The 15,808-nt window shown below is 54.1% G+C and carries 15 protein-coding genes; 13 read left to right on the top strand and 2 right to left on the bottom strand.

Annotated features, from left to right (window positions below; genetic code table 11):
* Positions 1-30 precede the first annotated feature (30 nt).
* The 3 genes from pdhA (at position 31) to ribH (ending at position 2,566) form a co-directional block, all read left to right on the top strand.
* Positions 31-1,077 carry a pyruvate dehydrogenase (acetyl-transferring) E1 component subunit alpha gene (pdhA, locus tag MKJ04_RS02715; protein WP_241639102.1) on the top strand — a complete coding sequence of 349 codons (1,047 nt, stop codon included), beginning with the start codon at positions 31-33 and terminating at the stop codon, positions 1,075-1,077.
* 117 nt (positions 1,078-1,194) lie between these two features.
* Positions 1,195-1,914, top strand: a complete 720-nt coding sequence (locus MKJ04_RS02710) for a tetratricopeptide repeat protein (protein ID WP_241639101.1) — start codon at positions 1,195-1,197, stop codon at positions 1,912-1,914.
* A 175-nt stretch (positions 1,915-2,089) separates the two neighbouring features.
* Entirely contained in the window at positions 2,090-2,566 is a 477-nt protein-coding gene (ribH, locus tag MKJ04_RS02705; RefSeq protein ID WP_241639099.1) for a 6,7-dimethyl-8-ribityllumazine synthase, read from the top strand.
* Positions 2,567-2,992: 426 nt separating this feature from the next.
* On the opposite strand, the gene MKJ04_RS02700 is transcribed toward ribH, so the two are convergent.
* Positions 2,993-3,598, bottom strand: coding sequence for a DUF3575 domain-containing protein (locus MKJ04_RS02700; RefSeq protein ID WP_241639097.1), 606 nt, complete (start codon positions 3,596-3,598; stop codon positions 2,993-2,995).
* Between the two features lie 364 nt (positions 3,599-3,962).
* Here MKJ04_RS02700 and MKJ04_RS02695 point away from each other — a divergent pair, with 364 nt between their 5' ends.
* From MKJ04_RS02695 to MKJ04_RS02650, 10 genes are all read left to right on the top strand, one after another.
* Positions 3,963-4,352 (top strand): TraR/DksA family transcriptional regulator, encoded by a 390-nt coding sequence (locus MKJ04_RS02695; RefSeq protein WP_241639095.1) that lies wholly within the window; start codon positions 3,963-3,965, stop codon positions 4,350-4,352.
* A gap of 24 nt (positions 4,353-4,376) precedes the next feature.
* Positions 4,377-4,940: an SMC-Scp complex subunit ScpB gene (scpB, locus tag MKJ04_RS02690; RefSeq protein ID WP_241639093.1), complete on the top strand. Its 564-nt coding sequence runs from the start codon at positions 4,377-4,379 to the stop codon at positions 4,938-4,940.
* A gap of 98 nt (positions 4,941-5,038) precedes the next feature.
* Entirely contained in the window at positions 5,039-6,817 is a 1,779-nt protein-coding gene (locus tag MKJ04_RS02685) for a pseudouridine synthase (RefSeq protein ID WP_241639091.1), read from the top strand.
* A 4-nt stretch (positions 6,818-6,821) separates the two neighbouring features.
* Positions 6,822-7,544 carry a type III pantothenate kinase gene (locus MKJ04_RS02680; RefSeq protein ID WP_241639088.1) on the top strand — a complete coding sequence of 241 codons (723 nt, stop codon included), beginning with the start codon at positions 6,822-6,824 and terminating at the stop codon, positions 7,542-7,544.
* Positions 7,537-8,817, top strand: a complete 1,281-nt coding sequence (locus MKJ04_RS02675; RefSeq protein WP_241639085.1) for an OmpP1/FadL family transporter — start codon at positions 7,537-7,539, stop codon at positions 8,815-8,817. The genes MKJ04_RS02680 and MKJ04_RS02675 overlap by 8 nt, the downstream gene beginning before the upstream one ends.
* Positions 8,818-8,957: 140 nt before the next feature.
* Positions 8,958-9,494, top strand: coding sequence for an LPS export ABC transporter periplasmic protein LptC (lptC, locus tag MKJ04_RS02670; protein ID WP_241639082.1), 537 nt, complete (start codon positions 8,958-8,960; stop codon positions 9,492-9,494).
* The gene (locus MKJ04_RS02665) at positions 9,494-9,667 is read left to right on the top strand and encodes a hypothetical protein (protein ID WP_241639080.1); all 174 of its coding nucleotides are present in this window, start codon (positions 9,494-9,496) and stop codon (positions 9,665-9,667) included. Before lptC ends, MKJ04_RS02665 begins: the two co-directional genes overlap by 1 nt.
* 23 nt (positions 9,668-9,690) lie before the next feature.
* Entirely contained in the window at positions 9,691-10,995 is a 1,305-nt protein-coding gene (locus tag MKJ04_RS02660; protein WP_241639078.1) for a hemolysin family protein, read from the top strand.
* A 74-nt stretch (positions 10,996-11,069) separates the two neighbouring features.
* Positions 11,070-13,178 carry a peptidylprolyl isomerase gene (locus tag MKJ04_RS02655; RefSeq protein ID WP_241639076.1) on the top strand — a complete coding sequence of 703 codons (2,109 nt, stop codon included), beginning with the start codon at positions 11,070-11,072 and terminating at the stop codon, positions 13,176-13,178.
* A gap of 266 nt (positions 13,179-13,444) precedes the next feature.
* Positions 13,445-15,262: a tetratricopeptide repeat protein gene (locus MKJ04_RS02650; RefSeq protein ID WP_241639074.1), complete on the top strand. Its 1,818-nt coding sequence runs from the start codon at positions 13,445-13,447 to the stop codon at positions 15,260-15,262.
* Between the two features lie 73 nt (positions 15,263-15,335).
* On the opposite strand, the gene MKJ04_RS02645 is transcribed toward MKJ04_RS02650, so the two are convergent.
* Positions 15,336-15,808: hypothetical protein (locus tag MKJ04_RS02645; protein WP_241639072.1), on the bottom strand; the 473-nt coding region annotated here is incomplete at its 5' end.

Below are 15,808 nucleotides of genomic sequence, written 5' to 3'. Positions count from 1 at the left end.
ATATTTAAGATAACGCATAGACGAACACATATGGCTGATACGAAAGAAAAGGCAAAAGGAAAGGCCCCGAAAGCAAAGGTACAGGCTGAGCCAAAGTTTTCAAAGGAAACCTACATGACGTGGTATGAGCAAATGAAACTCATGCGCCGCTTCGAGGAAAAAGCCGGTCAGCTATATGGCCAACAGAAGATAAAGGGCTTCTGCCACCTGTACATCGGGCAGGAGGCGTGCGCCGCCGGTGCCGTGAGCGCGCTCACCAAAGACGACAAGTGGATCACGGCCTACCGCGACCACGCGCATCCGCTGGCATTGGGCACCGACCCCGGCGCCGTGATGGCCGAGTTGTTCGCCAAGTCCACTGGCTGCTCCAAAGGCAAGGGCGGTTCGATGCACATCTTCGACAAGGAAGTAAACTTTATAGGCGGCCACGGCATTGTGGGTGCCCAGATACCGATGGGCGCAGGCATTGCCTTTGCCGAGAAGTATAACAAAACCGGCAACCTATGCGTGTGCTCGATGGGCGACGGCGCGGTGCGCCAGGGGGCGTTCCACGAGGCCCTGAACATGGCCATGCTCTGGAAGTTGCCCGTGATCTTCGTGATTGAGAACAACGGCTACGCAATGGGTACCTCGGTCCAGCGCACCTCTAACGTAACCGACCTGTATACCCTGGGCGAGGCCTACGACATGCCCTCGGAGCCGGTGAACGCCATGAGCGTAGAGGATGTGCATGAGGCCGTGGCCAGAGCCGCTGAGCGCGCGCGCGCCGGCGAGGGCCCTACGCTGCTGGAATTCAGGACATACCGCTACAAAGGCCACTCCATGTCTGACCCTGCCAAGTACAGAACCAAAGAGGAGCTGGAAGACTACAAAGGCAAAGACCCGATTGAGTCAGTGAAAGCCACCATCCTGGAAAACAAGTGGGCCTCCGAAGAGGAACTGGAACAAATCGACGACAAAATAAAGCAGCGTGTGGCAGAGGCTGTGCAGTTCGCCGAAGACTCTCCATACCCGGAGGCGTCTGAGCTATACACAGACATCTACGTCGAGAAGGACTATCCATACATAATGGACTAAGACACAATTATTTCGGAATCAGGAATTATAAATTATTATTTTGATGTTCAGGCATTAGGAATGTTGTCTAAAACAGTTTTTAATTCCTAATTTTGAATTTATTATTTCATCATTCTAATGGCAAAAGAAACAGTAAAGAAGCACAGCGAGTTTGAAGAACTGGTTGAAAGTCCTGATGCATTGGCAGAACGCCTGGCGCACTCAGAGGACTTTGTAAAGAAAAACAAGTCGAAACTGCTCGGTGTGTTCGCCCTGATCGCTGCTATTGTTGTGGGTGGGTTCCTGTATTACAACTACCGCAACACGCAGAACCAGGAGGCGCAGCAGGCCATGTTCCAGGCCGTTTACTATTTCGAGGCCGACTCCCTGGGCAAAGCCCTGAACGGTGACGGACAGTACGAAGGCTTGCTTCAGATCGCGGACAAGTACAGCGGGACAGACGCAGGCAACCTGGCTAACTTCTACGCTGGCGTGGCCCTGCTGAAGCAAGGCGACTTTGCCGCTGCTGCAGACCATCTGAAAGAGTTTGAGTCGGACGACTACCTGCTGCAGGCACGTGCCTACAGCCTGACAGGCGATGCGTTGCTGGAGCAAGGCAAAAACAAGGAAGCAGCCGACATGTATGTGAAAGCGGCAAACCACAACGCCAACCCTTACTTTTCGCCACAGTACCTGATGAAAGCGGGTGTTGCTTACGAAACGGACAATGACTTCGCGTCGGCGGCCGAGATGTATGGCAAAATCATCACCGACTACGTTACCTCAGCCGAAGTGACCGACGCCAAGAAATACAAGGCTTACGCCGAGGCACAGGCAGGCGGCAAGCAGGCAGAATAACCAGACGAACGTCTTATACAGAAGCGCTTTTGCCCTATCAGGCAGAAGCGCTTTTTTATTGGCGGGGTGCAGCGGGTATACCCCGGTGGCACGCTTTACATGCGGCCATTTGCCGTAGCACACGTCAACCGGATCTATCGAAAAACGAATAACGAGCAACGAATAACAAACCAGCATGGCGACATCACTAAAAAACCTGAGCGAGTATAATCAGGATAAATTCCCGGACATCTCGGAGAAGAAGTTTGGGATTGTTGTGTCTGAATGGCACGATGACATTACCGGCACGTTGTGCCAGGGGGCGGTAGACACGCTGCTGCAGCACGGCGCAGCCAAAGAGAACATTTTTGTGAACACCGTGCCGGGCAGCTTCGAGCTTACCCTCGGAGCCCAGTTTCTGGCCCAGCAGGAGGAAATTGATGCTGTCATCACGATTGGCGTCGTGATTCGGGGTGATACCAAGCACGACGATTATATTAACAATGCCGTGGCACAGGGCATTACGCACGTGTCTATGAAGTATAACAAGCCAGTGTCCTTTGGCCTGGTGACCACCAATACCCTGGAGCAGGCGCTGGACAGAGCTGGCGGCAAGCACGGCAACAAAGGCGTGGAGGCCGCGGCAGCCGTTATCCGGATGCTGAGCTTCTAAGGGTATAAAGTAGTCGGATAACGGCGAGCTTGCCGCTACGGATTACCATGTATAAAGTAAACTTGGAAATTACTGTAGTTTAAAAAACTTCAAAATGAAGTTTCAAGCCATTGATTGTAATCTACTGTCAGAACAAGGCAAAATGATTCCCAGTTTTTCCGAGAGGCACCTTGTATATTTCCGGTGCCACGTCAGTGGCAGCCGTTAGGCAGGAAATGTACACAGTGCCGAGCGGGAAAACGCGCCCCAGCTTAAGAAGGGCCCCTACCCCAGGCGTGGAGCGCAAAGCAGGCTATGGAATAAGGCTGTATAAGTTTTGAGATAACCGCTATATTCCCGATTTCACGTATGTATAAAAACAGGAGCGCCCCAGTTCACTTAAGAACTGGGGCGCTCCTGTTTTTGTGCAAAGGGTATAGCAGTAGCCTAAAAGCTGTAGCCCACCGTCAGGCCGGGTCTGAACCTGACGCCGCTGCCCAGCACATAATCCAGGAGGCCACGGTCAAAGTCGTCGTTTGTGCCCGTTTTAATGTTCAGACTGCCGCCGTTCACGCCTACCCCGAGGAACAGGTCAACGGAAATACCGTTGTTGAAGATAAACTGGTTACCGGCAGCCACACCGGCCCCGATAGGCTTATAGGTTGCCTCGTAGGTTTCCCCTTTCTCCTTGTCCTCCACGGTCAGCTTGTAGTTCAGCACACGGCCATACCCGGCTACATAAAAGCCGCTTGGGGCGTTGTCCGAAATATAGTAGCGGATCTCCGGTGTAAATCCATACCCTTTGAAATCCACGTCCTTTATCGAGGCTCCTGTGGTAAAAGCCCCCAGCTGCGCGCTGATGTTAGGACTGAAAGCGTGCTCCAAAAAGCCGGAGGCCGTGAGCACAAACGGGCTGAGCACGTTCACCTTCAGGACGGTGCTGCGGTCGGGGGTGGCAGAGGTGGACCTGCGCTGTGCCTGTGCGCTGGCAGGCGCTACGGCCACAACAGCAAGCAGAAGGGTAAATAAGGCCGTCAAGGCGAGTCTTTTCATCGGTTTGGTATCTTAAAAGTGGCAAAACAGTATGCGTGGCCGGTAGAGCAACATCCGTTCCAGAACCTGCCTACGGCAAAGGTTTATTATGCGGCAGATGGTGAGGCAATTATACCGAAGATTAATTTGTTAAATATTACGTACCGGTAGCAAAGTATGGATATTACTGCTATTTTTGCACGAAATTTAGACTTTATACTACCCCCCTGGCGGTAGTTTGAGCTGAAGATTTAAGCGGGTATATATAGCGATTTAAACTAAAACCGGTTTGCTTCTGTTATGCGCCTATACCCCTAGAGTGTAATGTAGTTAGTTAGGCCATTATTTTCAGAGGTTAAGCTATAACAAGTTCTAATTCAGTGAAATGAATACAAACGAAGAAAATCAGCGCTATTCCAAAGAGGATTTAGCAGAGTTTGAGAGCATCATTCAGGAAAAGCTGGTGAATGCGCGCAAAGAAGTGACGTTTATAAAAGAGACCCTAAGCCGCCGCAACGATTCCGGCACTGACAACACGGCGTCGCCCACCAAAGTGCTGGAAGACGGTGCAGACACGGCAGAGAAGGAGAGCCTAAACCAGCTGGCCTCCCGGCAGATGAAGTTCATCCAGCAGTTGGAGAACGCCCTGATCCGCATCAAGAACGGGACGTATGGCGTGTGCATCGTCACAGGCAAGCTGATCCCGAAAGAGCGCCTGCGCGCCGTGCCGCACACACAGCACTCTATTGAGGCCAAGCTTCAGCGTAACGATTAGTACCCGTACTCTTACCTTTACCACTTGAATATTCTGCAGAACCATATTCAGGCACTAGTTTTCTGTGCCCAGTCACCCATCAGCATCGAGGAAATCCAGCGCTGCCTGCAGGAAGCGCTGGGGATGGAAGAGATACTGGTGAGCGATGTGCTGGAGGCAGTTGAGGCGGTAAACGAGCAACTGGCTGAAAGCGGGTTCGCCTTCCAGATTTATGCCATCGGGGGCGGATACCAGTTCCTGACCAAACCCGCGTATCAGGACACTATCAGCACGTACCTCAAACACAAATCAAAGAAAAAACTGTCGGCGTCTGCCTTAGAGACGCTGGCCATCATTGCCTACAAGCAGCCCGTCACCCGGTCGGTGATGGAGCAGATCCGCGGCGTGGGATGCGACTACGCCGTCCATAAACTGCTGGAGAAAGAACTGATCGAGATCAAGGGAAAGGCCGATACCATTGGCCGCCCGGTGCTGTATGGCACGTCCCAGAAGTTCATGGACTACTTCGGCATCAACCACATCAAAGACCTTCCGCAACTGAAAGAGTTCTCCACCGAGGAAAACACGATCGGCCAAACAGCCGACTAGCCAGTGAAGCCCCCTTTTGAACTATAATCCAACCTTATTCCTTAATACTGCACACACAAAAGGTACAGTAGCGATACTGCATCCATAACTATAGTAACATGGCAAGAGACAATGAAAGACCTGACCGCGGCAACGCAGGGGAAGGCAGAAGAGGCGCTGACAGAAACTTTTCTGGCAGGCCGGTGAACAACGACCGCGACGGCAAGAAAATATTTAACAGGCGGGACAAAGACGACCGTTCGGAAGGCAGAGGCGAGCGACGCTCCTTCGATTCCGGCGCGGGCAGACGGGACGGCGGTGAGCGCCGTTCATTTAACTCAGACCGACCAAACCGCGAAGGCGGAGAGCGCAGGTCGTTCAACACAGACCGCCCGGACAGACGCGAAGGCGGCGGGCAACGCGCTTACGGAAACAGAAGAGAAGATGGCGAGCGCAAGCCTTTCAACGGAGAAAGGAAGCCATACGGCACTGACAGGCCAGACAGAAGAGAAAGCGGCGAAAGACGCTCTTTTGGAGGTGATAGAAGAGAAGGCGGTGAAAAGCGCTCTTTTGGAAGTGATAGAAGAGAAGGTGGTGAAAGACGCTCTTTCGGGAATGACAGACGGGATGGCGGCGAGCGCCGTTCTTTCGACTCTAACCGACCGGGCCGCGACGGTGGCGAGCGCCGACCATATAACGCAGACCGCCCGGACAGACGCGAAGGCGGAGAGAAACGCGCTTACGGCAGCGACAGAAGAGAAGGAGGCGAGCGTTCTTTTGGCAATGATAGAAGAGAAGGCGGCGAAAAGCGGCCTTTCGGCAACGACAGGCCACGGCGCGATGAGGGAGAGCGCAGAAGCTATAGCCCCGGAAGAAGACAGGATGATGGAAACCGCTCTTACGGAAATGACAGAAGAGAGAGCGGCGACAGAAAGCCGTTTGGCGCTGACCGCAGAGAAGGCGGAGACCGCCCCTATAGCCGTGACAATAAGCCATCTTATGGCGAGAAGCGCAGCTTCGGCAACGACAGAGGCGCAAAGAGCAGCAGCTACAGCGACCGCAAGCGCCCTAACGGCCCGTCTGATGAGAACGCCAACGAAGTGCCGACCACGCCAACCTACAACCTAAGCCATTACAAGGATAACCCGCGCATCAAAAAGGAAAACCGCAAGGAGGAAGGCGAAGACGACGGATCTATCCGTTTGAACCGCTTTATCGCCAATGCCGGTATCTGCTCGCGCCGCGAGGCGGACCTGTTGATTGAGGCAGGCGAGATAAAGGTGAACGGCGAGGTAGTGAAGGAGATGGGCTTTAAGGTGCAGCTGACCGACAACGTGCAGTATGGCAAGAAAATCCTGAACCGCGAGAAGCTGGTATACGTGCTGCTCAACAAGCCAAAGGATTTCCTGACGACGACAGACGACCCCGAAGGACGGAAGACGGTGATGGACCTGGTGGCAAATGCCTCCACGGAGCGCATCTTCCCCGTTGGCCGCCTCGACCGAAACACAACCGGTCTGTTGCTGTTCACCAACGACGGCGAGCTGGCCCAAAAGCTGACACACCCCTCTAACGGCATCAAAAAGATATACCAGGTAGAGCTGGACAAGCCCCTCACCAAAGAGGACTTCAAGAAAATAGCCGAAGGCGTAGAGCTGGAGGACGGCAAGGCGGAGGTAGACGATGTAGCCCTATTGGGTGAGTCGAACAAGTTTGTGGGTATGGAAATCCACATCGGCCGTAACCGCATTGTGCGCCGCATCTTCGAGCACCTCGGGTATGAGGTGATATCGCTGGACCGCGTGCAGTATGCCGGCCTGATCAAGAAAGACCTGCCGCGCAGCAACTGGCGCTATCTCTCCGAAAAAGAAGTGGTGCGACTGAAGTACTTTATGTAGGCATATGCGCAGCGTCGCCATCGACATCGGGAACACCGGCACAAAGTATGGCATCTTCTCAGAAGAGGGTGCGCTGGTAAGGCAGGGGTATTTTGAAGGGCAGGACCAACTGCCCGAAGAGCTCCTGAACCAGGCCTTTGCCCATGCCATTGTCGCCTCGGTGGCGCAAAGCACGCAACCCATACAGCAGAGGCTGTCTGTAACCGGTAAGCTCGTGGAGCTGACGGCGCAGACAGCCTTGCCTGTTTCTAACCGGTATAAAACGCCCCAGACGCTGGGCGTAGACCGGATAGCGGGGGCAGTGGGGGCCAGTTACCTCTTCCCAAACCGCAACTGTCTGGTGTTTGACGCCGGCACCTGCATCACGCATGATTTTATAGACAGCGAAGGCTGTTACCAGGGCGGCGGCATCTCGCCGGGCCTTACCATGAAATTCAAAGCCCTGCACACTTTTACCCAGCGGCTGCCGTTAGTACAGCGAACCGGAGACGCGTTTCCGCTCACGGGCCAAACCACCGAGGAGTCTATCCGCAGCGGTGTGCTGGCAGGCACCGTGGCCGAATTGAACGGCTTTATCCAGGCCTATACCGAAAAAGCTGCCGATCTGGTGGTTATACTTTGCGGGGGCGATGCCGGATTTTTTGAAAGTAACTTAAAAGGACGCATCTTTGTAATTCCTGAACTGGTCTTAATCGGGCTTCACAGAATATTGACACATAATGTATAAGACACTCCGAGTACTGGTTGGCCTTGCCGCGCTGTGTATGGCGCATACCACACAAGCACAGCTTATCAGCAATACTCCATATTCCCGCTTCGGGCTGGGCGAAATAAACGAAAACTACGGTAACATCCGCAACGCCGGTATGGCGGGCATAGGCGTGAGCTCCGGCAACAGCTATCAGGTGAACACCTCCAACCCCGCCCTGTTGTACTACAACAGCATTACCAATTTTGATATGGGGATTGCAGGGCAGGTAAAGCGCGTGAGCAACGAGAGCAACTCGCAGGTAGACGGGAACGGAAACCTGCACAATCTGTCGCTTTCTGTGCCGGTGTCTAAGCGCTGGAGCGCTGCCACTGGTCTGCGCCCGTTCTCCACCGTAAACTATACCACCACCGTAACCAGCCCGATAGAGGGCAACCCCGAGGCTACGCTCTTTAAGCAGTATGTGGGCAGCGGCGGGCTGTCGGAGGCCTACTTTGCGCACGGCGTGAAAATTACCGGAGGCCTTACCGTGGGAGGAAGCGCGTCTTACCTTTTCGGCAACATCGCCAGCGAGTCGGCCAGTATCGTGAGCGACCCCAACCTGGAGTCGGTGCAGCAAGAGCGCGTCTCATTGGTTGACCGCACCAACTACCGCGGGTTCCTGTTTAAGGCAGGGGCCAACTATCGCCAGAAACTGACGGACAAGCTCTTTCTGAGCGCCGGTGGGGTATACAGTTTCGATTCGAAGCTGAACGCCGAGCGTACGCTCACATTTGAGCGGATCACAGAGCCGGACGCCGTCCTGGGCAGCACTTCTGAGAACAAGGTCACTCTTCCGTCTAACTATAAAGCCGGGATCAGCCTCGACAATAACTCCAACCTCACCCTGGCCGCAGAGTATGTCAGCTACAAATGGTCTGACTACAAGAACTTTGAGGGGCAGACAGGCGAGCTGCGCGACAGCTACCGCATGGCCGTTGGCGGCGAGTACACACCCAACGCAAATGCCATCGACAGCTACCTCAAGCGCATCATGTACCGTGGCGGACTCTACTACAGCGAGACGCCATACCAGCAAAACGGGCAGGGAATCACGGACAAAGGCGTGACGGCAGGGGCGACGCTTCCGATCGGGCGCTCCACCGTGTATGACATGTACCAGCTGAGCGTTTCGTTTGGCTACGGGGAGCGGGGCACCACCCAGAGCGGCCTGATCAAGGAAGACTACTTCCAGTTCGGCCTCGGTTTCACGGTAAACAGCAGGTGGTTCATCAAGCGCAGGGTAGACTAACCGCCGCCACACGATTTACTGACAACATGAAAGGCCGTTTTTGAAGCGGCCTTTTTACATGGCACACCAGCCTGCCAGAGAAGTGCGCCACAATAGCGCAGAATTTGCTAAATTCACACCAAACAGAAGGGAAGACAACAATGCGACACGCATATATAGCCAGTCTGATGGCGCTGATGGTCATGCTCGGGTTCGGCTGTAATGAAGAGCTGAGAGACCCGGACCAGGAGCCCAAGTACACGGGCCCCACCATGGAGAACCATGACGTGGTGACGCTCTACAGCGACTCGGCAAAGCTGCTGATCAAGCTGCAGGCCCCCTTGCAACAGGAGTTTGAGACGGGTGACGGGGTTTTCCCAGAGGGCCTCTTCGTGGAGTTCTATGAGCAGGAAGGGCAGGTAACCTCTACCCTGAAGGCCAACTACGGCAAGCAGGACCGCAACAAAAGCCTCTTCCTGGCAAGGGGCAACGTGGTGGTAGAGAACCTGGCCAAGAAAGAGAAACTCGAGACAGAGGAGCTGTACTGGGACAAGCGCCGGGCCAAGATTTACACCGACAAGTTCGTGCGGATCACGACGCCGGAGCAGATCATCATGGGAAACGGGCTGCAGGCAAACCAGGACTTCTCAAATTACAGAATCCGTGACGTCACGGGTATCATCGATATGAAAGAGTAATGAACCAAAAGCTCACAAATATAATTTTACTGTCGTTGTCTTTTGTGGTGATGGTGATCGGCGTGCACCGCAGCATCGTAGAGCAGGATATTATCGGCAACTACTGGCTCTACATGATTGGCCTGGTGCTGTTTATGCTGTATTACTACCGCAACAAGAAGCACGGTGCCTGAGTGATCCCGGACGCAAAGCATATATGGTAGACCCCAGTCAGATCATCGTTTTAGGAATTGCCCTCTTGTTCTCTGCCTTTTTCTCGGGCATCGAGATGGCCTTTATGGCCGCAAACAAAATCCAGATAGAGCTGAGTGAGAAAAACGGGGAACTGTCGGGGCGCATCCTGTGGTTTCTGCTGCAGCGCCCCGCCCGCCTGATGGGCACCATGCTCATCGGCAACACGCTGGCGCTGGTGCTGTACGGGCTGGCCATTGCCAGTGTGCTGCACCAGGTGCTGTACGCCTACATCCTTCCCGACGCCCTGCAGTTCGGGCTGCTCATCCTGATGCTGCAAATCGTGGTGGCCGCGGTGGTGGTGGTGCTCACGGCGGAGTTCCTGCCCCGCAGCCTCTTCGCCATCGACCCGAACCGCATGCTGCGGGTGCTGGCGGTGCCTATCCTGCTGGTGTATTACCTGCTATACCCGGTGGTGTTCCTGATTGTGGGCCTGAGCAAGTGGGTGGCCGAGAAACTCTTTAAGATCGAGTTTTCTGAGGAGAAGCCGGTGTTCGGGTTCACCGACCTCAACGCCTTCATCAAAAACCGCCTATACCACCCCGAGCAGGAGGACGCCCCGGAGATTGACCCGCTCATCTTCCACAACGCCCTCGACTTTAAAACCGTGAAGGTGCGCGAGTGCATGGTGCCGCGCACCGAGATAAAGGCGGTGGAGGTGGAGGCATCGGTAAAAGAGCTGGGGGAGGCCTTTGTGGAGACGGGCCATTCCAAGATACTGGTTTACGAAGACTCTATCGACAACATCATCGGCTACTGCCACCAGCTGGCCATGTTTAAGCAGCCCGGCAGCATTTCCGAGATTCTGGCCCCGGTGAGCATGGTGCCTGAAAGCATGCTGGCCAGCGAGCTGTTCGTCAAGTTTGTGTCGGAGCACCGCAGCGTGGCCGTGGTGGTAGACGAGTTTGGCGGCACCTCCGGCATCGTGACGGTGGAGGACGTGATCGAGGAGATCTTCGGGGAGATAGAAGACGAGTATGACCTGAACCAGGCGCTGCTGGAGCAGGTGCTGCCCGACAAGGGAATTTACATCCTGAGCGGGCGCCATGAGATTGACTACCTGAACGAAAAGTACGGCATGGGCCTGCCCGAGGGAGAGTATGAAACCTTAGGCGGGCTAGTTTTGTCTGCATTTGGGGAGATACCGCTGCCCGGCGACGAAGTGTCGGTGCCCCCCTATACCATTGGGGTGCTCACCATGGATGAGAACCGCATAGATGCCGTGAAGCTGGTAAAAAACACAGAGAATCAGGCAGATGCTGCCGGGTAAACTGGCGGATAAAAATTTTGAATTTTAACGCGATTAACCTTATTTTGCACAATCCTTTTATATCTAAATAAAGAATGGCATTAATTAACAAGATTAGAGAGAAGTCTGGTTGGGCCGTGGGCGCCATTGCCATAGGGCTTGGTGTTTTTGTGGTAGGCGGCGACTTACTAGGCCCTAACTCAAGGCTTCTGGGAAACGATACAAACACCGTGGGCGAGATCGCCGGCGAGGAAATCGACTATCAGGAGTTTGACCAGGTGCTGCAACAGGCAAAAGCAGATTACGAAAACCGCACCGGCCGCGCCGCCAACGAAGGCGAACTGGCAATGCTGCGCGAGCAAGCCTGGAACCAGCTGATCTTTAAGATTGCGCTTCAGAAAGAATACGACCGCCTGGGCATCACCGTCACCGAAGAAGAACTGGCGGACATGGTGCAGGGCAACAACATACACCCGTCTGTGAAGCAGGCCTTCACGAACCCGCAAACAGGTGAGTTCGACCGCAGTCAGGTGGTGCAGTACCTGCAGAATCTGGACCAGATGGGCCCCAACGCCCGCCCGATGTGGGTTAACTTCGAGCAGAGCATCTTTAACGACCGCAAGCAGACCAAGTACATGAACATGCTGAGCAAAACGGTGTACATAACTGGTGCGGAGGCAAAAAGGTACTACAACGCCCAGAACAGCGCAGCCAGCCTGAAGGTGCTATACGTGCCCTACTTCAGCGTTTCGGATTCTTCTGTGTCCGTAACCGACGCCCAGCTGAAAGGCTACTACGAGCGCAACAAAGAGCTGTATAAGGTGGAAGAAGGCCGCTCGGTCCAGTTCGTGACCATACCGGTGAGCGCTTCTTCCGAAGACAGCACCTACCTCACGCAGGAGATCAGCACCTTGTCGCAGCAGTTTGCGGCATCGGAGAATGACTCTTCTTTCGTGAACGCGAACTCCGACGCACCATTCAACGGCGCATACCGCAACCCGGGCGAACTGCCTGAGCAACTGCGCGACCAACTGCCCCTGCAGAAAGGCAAGGTATATGGCCCGTTCACACAGAACGGCACCCTGTCGCTGTTTAAAGTGTCTGACGTGAAAGAGGGAGACGTGGCCACAAAGGCAAGCCATATCCTGATACGACCGGAAAACGAAACGCCGGAAGCAAAGGCCGCCGCCAAAACCAAGGCACAGGACGTGCTGACGCAGATCAAGAACGGCGCTGACTTTGCCCAGATGGCTGCCCAATACGGCACAGACGGCACCGCTTCCTCAGGTGGCGACCTGGGCTGGTTTTCTAAAGGCCGGATGGTGCCAGCGTTTGATGCCGCCGTGTTTGCCGCCTCGGGCCCAGGCTTGCTGCCTAGCCTGGTGGAAACAGAGTATGGCTTCCATGTGGTGAAGATAACTGCCCCTAAATCAACGGAATCATACCAGGTGGCTGCCGTGCAGCGCGCCATCGAGGCAAGCGAAACAACCCGCGATGCCGCTTACGGCATTGCCGATGAGTTGGCCGGTACCAGCAAAAGCACCGAGGAGTTTAACGAGAATGCCGCCAAAAACCCATCGCTGGTGAAAGAAGAAGCCATCGCGATCGGTAAAAACAACATCGTGGTGAACAACCTGAACAACGCCCGTGAACTGGTGCGTTGGGCATATGCCAAAGACACAGAGGTAGGTGACGTGTCTCCGGTGTTTGAGATCGATGACCAGTTTGTGGTTGCCACGCTCACCAACAAGCGCGAGAAAGGCTATGCGCAGGTAGAGGACATCAAAGACGAACTGACTGCCGCCGTACGCAACGAGGTAAAGGCACAACAGATCATCGCGAAGCTGAAAAGCCAGAAAGGTACCCTTGATCAGATTGCCGCCAGCTATGGCGCTGAGGCCCTGGTGAGAGCCGCGGACAACGTAACGCTTGCTTCTGCCGCCATACCGGGTATAGGTGTGGAGCCGGTGGCCGTTGGCAAGGCGTTCGGCCTGAAGCCCGGTGCCCGCACGGCCCCGTTTGAAGGCCAGGGAGGCGTGCTGATGGTAGAGCTGACGCAACTGAGCCCTGCCCCTGAAATCAACGACTTCACGAACGTGAAAGAGCAGCTGCGCGCCACACGCGCTGGCCGCGCCGAGAACGATGCATTTGAAGCGATCAAAGAGAAATCTGACATCAAAGATAACCGCGTGAGGTTCTTTTAACCTGCCGGAAATTCAGTATACAAAAAGCCACTCCCGCAATGAGTGGCTTTTTGCTTTCCCGGCCTTAGCGCACGATAAACTAGGCACCGTTCGTAAGGACAGGTATACTGCCGGGGAACATTCCGATAAAAACTGATTCTCGGGATAGTCATGGATAAGCAGAATGCAGTAGAAAGAAGGAACGGGCTACATACCACCCATACATCCGGCCAGCCATGCAGCGCCACGGATTATACAAGCAAGTGCCACCACATCGTTTGAAGAATATGACGCGATCGAAAGTATACTACATTGTAGCCTTCTTGCTGCTGTTGCTGGCTGCGCCAGCCGCACGGGCGCAGCAGCAGGAACTGGAACTGGCCCGGCAGTACATGAGCCAGGGCGACTACGCCAAGGCGGAGGGGCTGTATGGCAAACTGATAGAAGAGCAGCGGCTCTTTGGCGTGGTATACCCCGATTACCTGAAGGTGCTGCTGGCCCAGCGCAACTACAAGGATGCCGAGAAACTGGTGAAGAAAACGGTTAGGCGCTATCCGGGCGTACCAACCTACGAGGTAGACCTGGGCCGGGTATACCTGGCGGCTGGCGACAAGGAGGCAGCCACAAAGCAGTTTGAGAAGCTGATCGCGGGCGCGTCACCGGAAACCGTGGTGGCAGTGGCCAACGCATTTATCCAGAATGAGCTTTACGACTATGCCGAGAAGGCTTACCTGCGTGGCCGCCAGCAGAGCAACGACCCATTTGCCTACAACCGCCAACTGCTCGCGCTATACATGTACCGGCAGAAAACAGAGGACCTCGTAAAGGAAGCGCTCAACCTGCTGCAGGCCGACGAAAATGAGCTGGGGTATGTGCAGAACATGCTACAGAGCAGCATGCGCGAAGACAAGAACGTGGATGCGCTGGAGAAAGAACTGATTCTGAGGGTGCAGCAGCAGCCAGACAAGCTGGCGTTTAACGAATTGCTGATCTGGCTGTATGTGCAGCGCCGCGACTTTTACGGTGCCCTGCTGCAGGCCCGCGCCGTAGACAAGCGCACCCGCAGCGGCGGCACCCGCGTGATGGAACTGGGCACGATCAGCCTGAAAAACGAGGATTACGAGGGCGCAATCGAGGCTTTTGCCTACATTGTGCAGGAATATCCGGAGGGCCCCTACTACCTGGTGGCGCGACAGCGCCTCATCAACGCCCGCGAAGCACAGGTGCAGCATACCTATCCGGTGAGCCAGGACAAGATACGCGCCCTGCTGGCCGACTACGAGGTGCTGCTGAACGATGTGGGGCGGAAACCCGAGACCATGGAAGTGCTGCAACACATGGCGGGCTTGTATGCTTTTTACCTCGACGACAAGGACAAGGCCATCGCGCTACTGCAGGAGGCCATCGCCATGCCCCGGGCCAACACCAACCTGGTGGCCGACAGCAAGCTTACCCTCGGCGATATTTATCTGCTGAAGGGGGAGCCGTGGGAGAGCACGCTGCTCTACTCGCAGGTAGAGAAGTCGCATAAGGAAACGCCGATCGGGCACGAGGCCAAGCTGCGCAACGCCCGCCTCAATTACTACAAAGGCGACTTTGAACTTGCCCAGGCTCACCTCGACATCCTGAAGCTGGCCACCAGTCGCGAGATTGCCAACGACGCCATGAACCTGAGCCTGCTGATTACCGACAACACCGGCCTCGACACCTCTACCGTGGCCATGCAGGAGTATGCCGCCATTGATCTGCTGGTGTTCCAGAACAAGCTGCCCGAGGCGCAGGCCGCCCTGGACACGATGCTGCAGAAGTTCCCCAGCCATAGCCTGACGGATGAGATTTACTTCCAGAAGGCAAAAATATATGAGCGGACTGGTGACTTTACAAAAGCCGTGGAGAACCTCCAGAAGATCGTGAGCAACCCGCAATACGACATCCTGAGCGATGATGCCCTATATCGGATGGCCTATATTTATGAGGAGAACCTGAAGGAGAAGGAAAAAGCCCAACAGCTATACAACGACCTGCTGGTAAAGCACAAGGGGAGTATATATGTGGCTGAGGCCCGAAAGCGCTTCCGTAAGCTTCGCGGCGATACAGTGAATTAATTAGGAAAATTTGGGGTAGGTGGGATGCTGAGGCCAAAGCTAAATATTCTACTACTGTTATGTGTTCGGTTTTTTATTCTTCAATTAAGACCTTATTTAATTCAATTTCTAAACTCGTATGTATGTCATTAATTAAAGTCACATAACTTTTATTCTCACCATCATCAATTATTAAATTTTTGTGCTGACATTCAATTGATTCGGAGAACTCTATTGCTCTTTGTTTAACAAAAAATATTTGTTTACGCAAGTTACTTATGAGCTCAGCAATCGGTTCTAATCTAATATCGAAATTAGCTTCCCCGTTTCTTATTACCATTGCTTCTTGATTAAAGAACTTAAGTATTTTTTCATCAATCTCTGTTAAATCTGTTTCCCTAATAGGATTTCCATTTTCGTCGAAAGAGTCCTCAATAATTTTATAATACTTTAACTCAAGTTGTGTGGTAGGCTCTAAAGGTAAAAAGAAAAATGGTTGGCTAACAAGAAGCCAAGCACCTTTAGCAGAAACCCCTCTTTGGTGACAGCGTGAATCTTCTTTGGGAA

Origin of the sequence: Pontibacter sp. E15-1 (assembly GCF_022601975.1) — a bacterium.
GTDB lineage: Bacteria > Bacteroidota > Bacteroidia > Cytophagales > Hymenobacteraceae > Pontibacter.
The sequence above is the reverse complement of the archived record's forward strand: the minus strand, read 5'-3'. Positions and strand labels throughout refer to the sequence as shown.

Excerpts from the sequence above, each read along its gene's own strand:
- pdhA (WP_241639102.1), top strand. The coding sequence starts at position 31 with ATGGCTGATACGAAAGAAAAGGCAAAAGGAAAGGCCCCGAAAGCAAAG.
- MKJ04_RS02710 (WP_241639101.1), top strand. The coding sequence starts at position 1,195 with ATGGCAAAAGAAACAGTAAAGAAGCACAGCGAGTTTGAAGAACTGGTT.
- ribH (WP_241639099.1), top strand. The coding sequence starts at position 2,090 with ATGGCGACATCACTAAAAAACCTGAGCGAGTATAATCAGGATAAATTC.
- MKJ04_RS02700 (WP_241639097.1), bottom strand. The coding sequence starts at position 3,598 with ATGAAAAGACTCGCCTTGACGGCCTTATTTACCCTTCTGCTTGCTGTT.
- MKJ04_RS02695 (WP_241639095.1), top strand. The coding sequence starts at position 3,963 with ATGAATACAAACGAAGAAAATCAGCGCTATTCCAAAGAGGATTTAGCA.
- MKJ04_RS02685 (WP_241639091.1), top strand. The coding sequence starts at position 5,039 with ATGGCAAGAGACAATGAAAGACCTGACCGCGGCAACGCAGGGGAAGGC.
- MKJ04_RS02680 (WP_241639088.1), top strand. The coding sequence starts at position 6,822 with ATGCGCAGCGTCGCCATCGACATCGGGAACACCGGCACAAAGTATGGC.
- MKJ04_RS02675 (WP_241639085.1), top strand. The coding sequence starts at position 7,537 with ATGTATAAGACACTCCGAGTACTGGTTGGCCTTGCCGCGCTGTGTATG.
- lptC (WP_241639082.1), top strand. The coding sequence starts at position 8,958 with ATGCGACACGCATATATAGCCAGTCTGATGGCGCTGATGGTCATGCTC.
- MKJ04_RS02665 (WP_241639080.1), top strand. The coding sequence starts at position 9,494 with ATGAACCAAAAGCTCACAAATATAATTTTACTGTCGTTGTCTTTTGTG.
- MKJ04_RS02660 (WP_241639078.1), top strand. The coding sequence starts at position 9,691 with ATGGTAGACCCCAGTCAGATCATCGTTTTAGGAATTGCCCTCTTGTTC.
- MKJ04_RS02655 (WP_241639076.1), top strand. The coding sequence starts at position 11,070 with ATGGCATTAATTAACAAGATTAGAGAGAAGTCTGGTTGGGCCGTGGGC.
- MKJ04_RS02650 (WP_241639074.1), top strand. The coding sequence starts at position 13,445 with ATGACGCGATCGAAAGTATACTACATTGTAGCCTTCTTGCTGCTGTTG.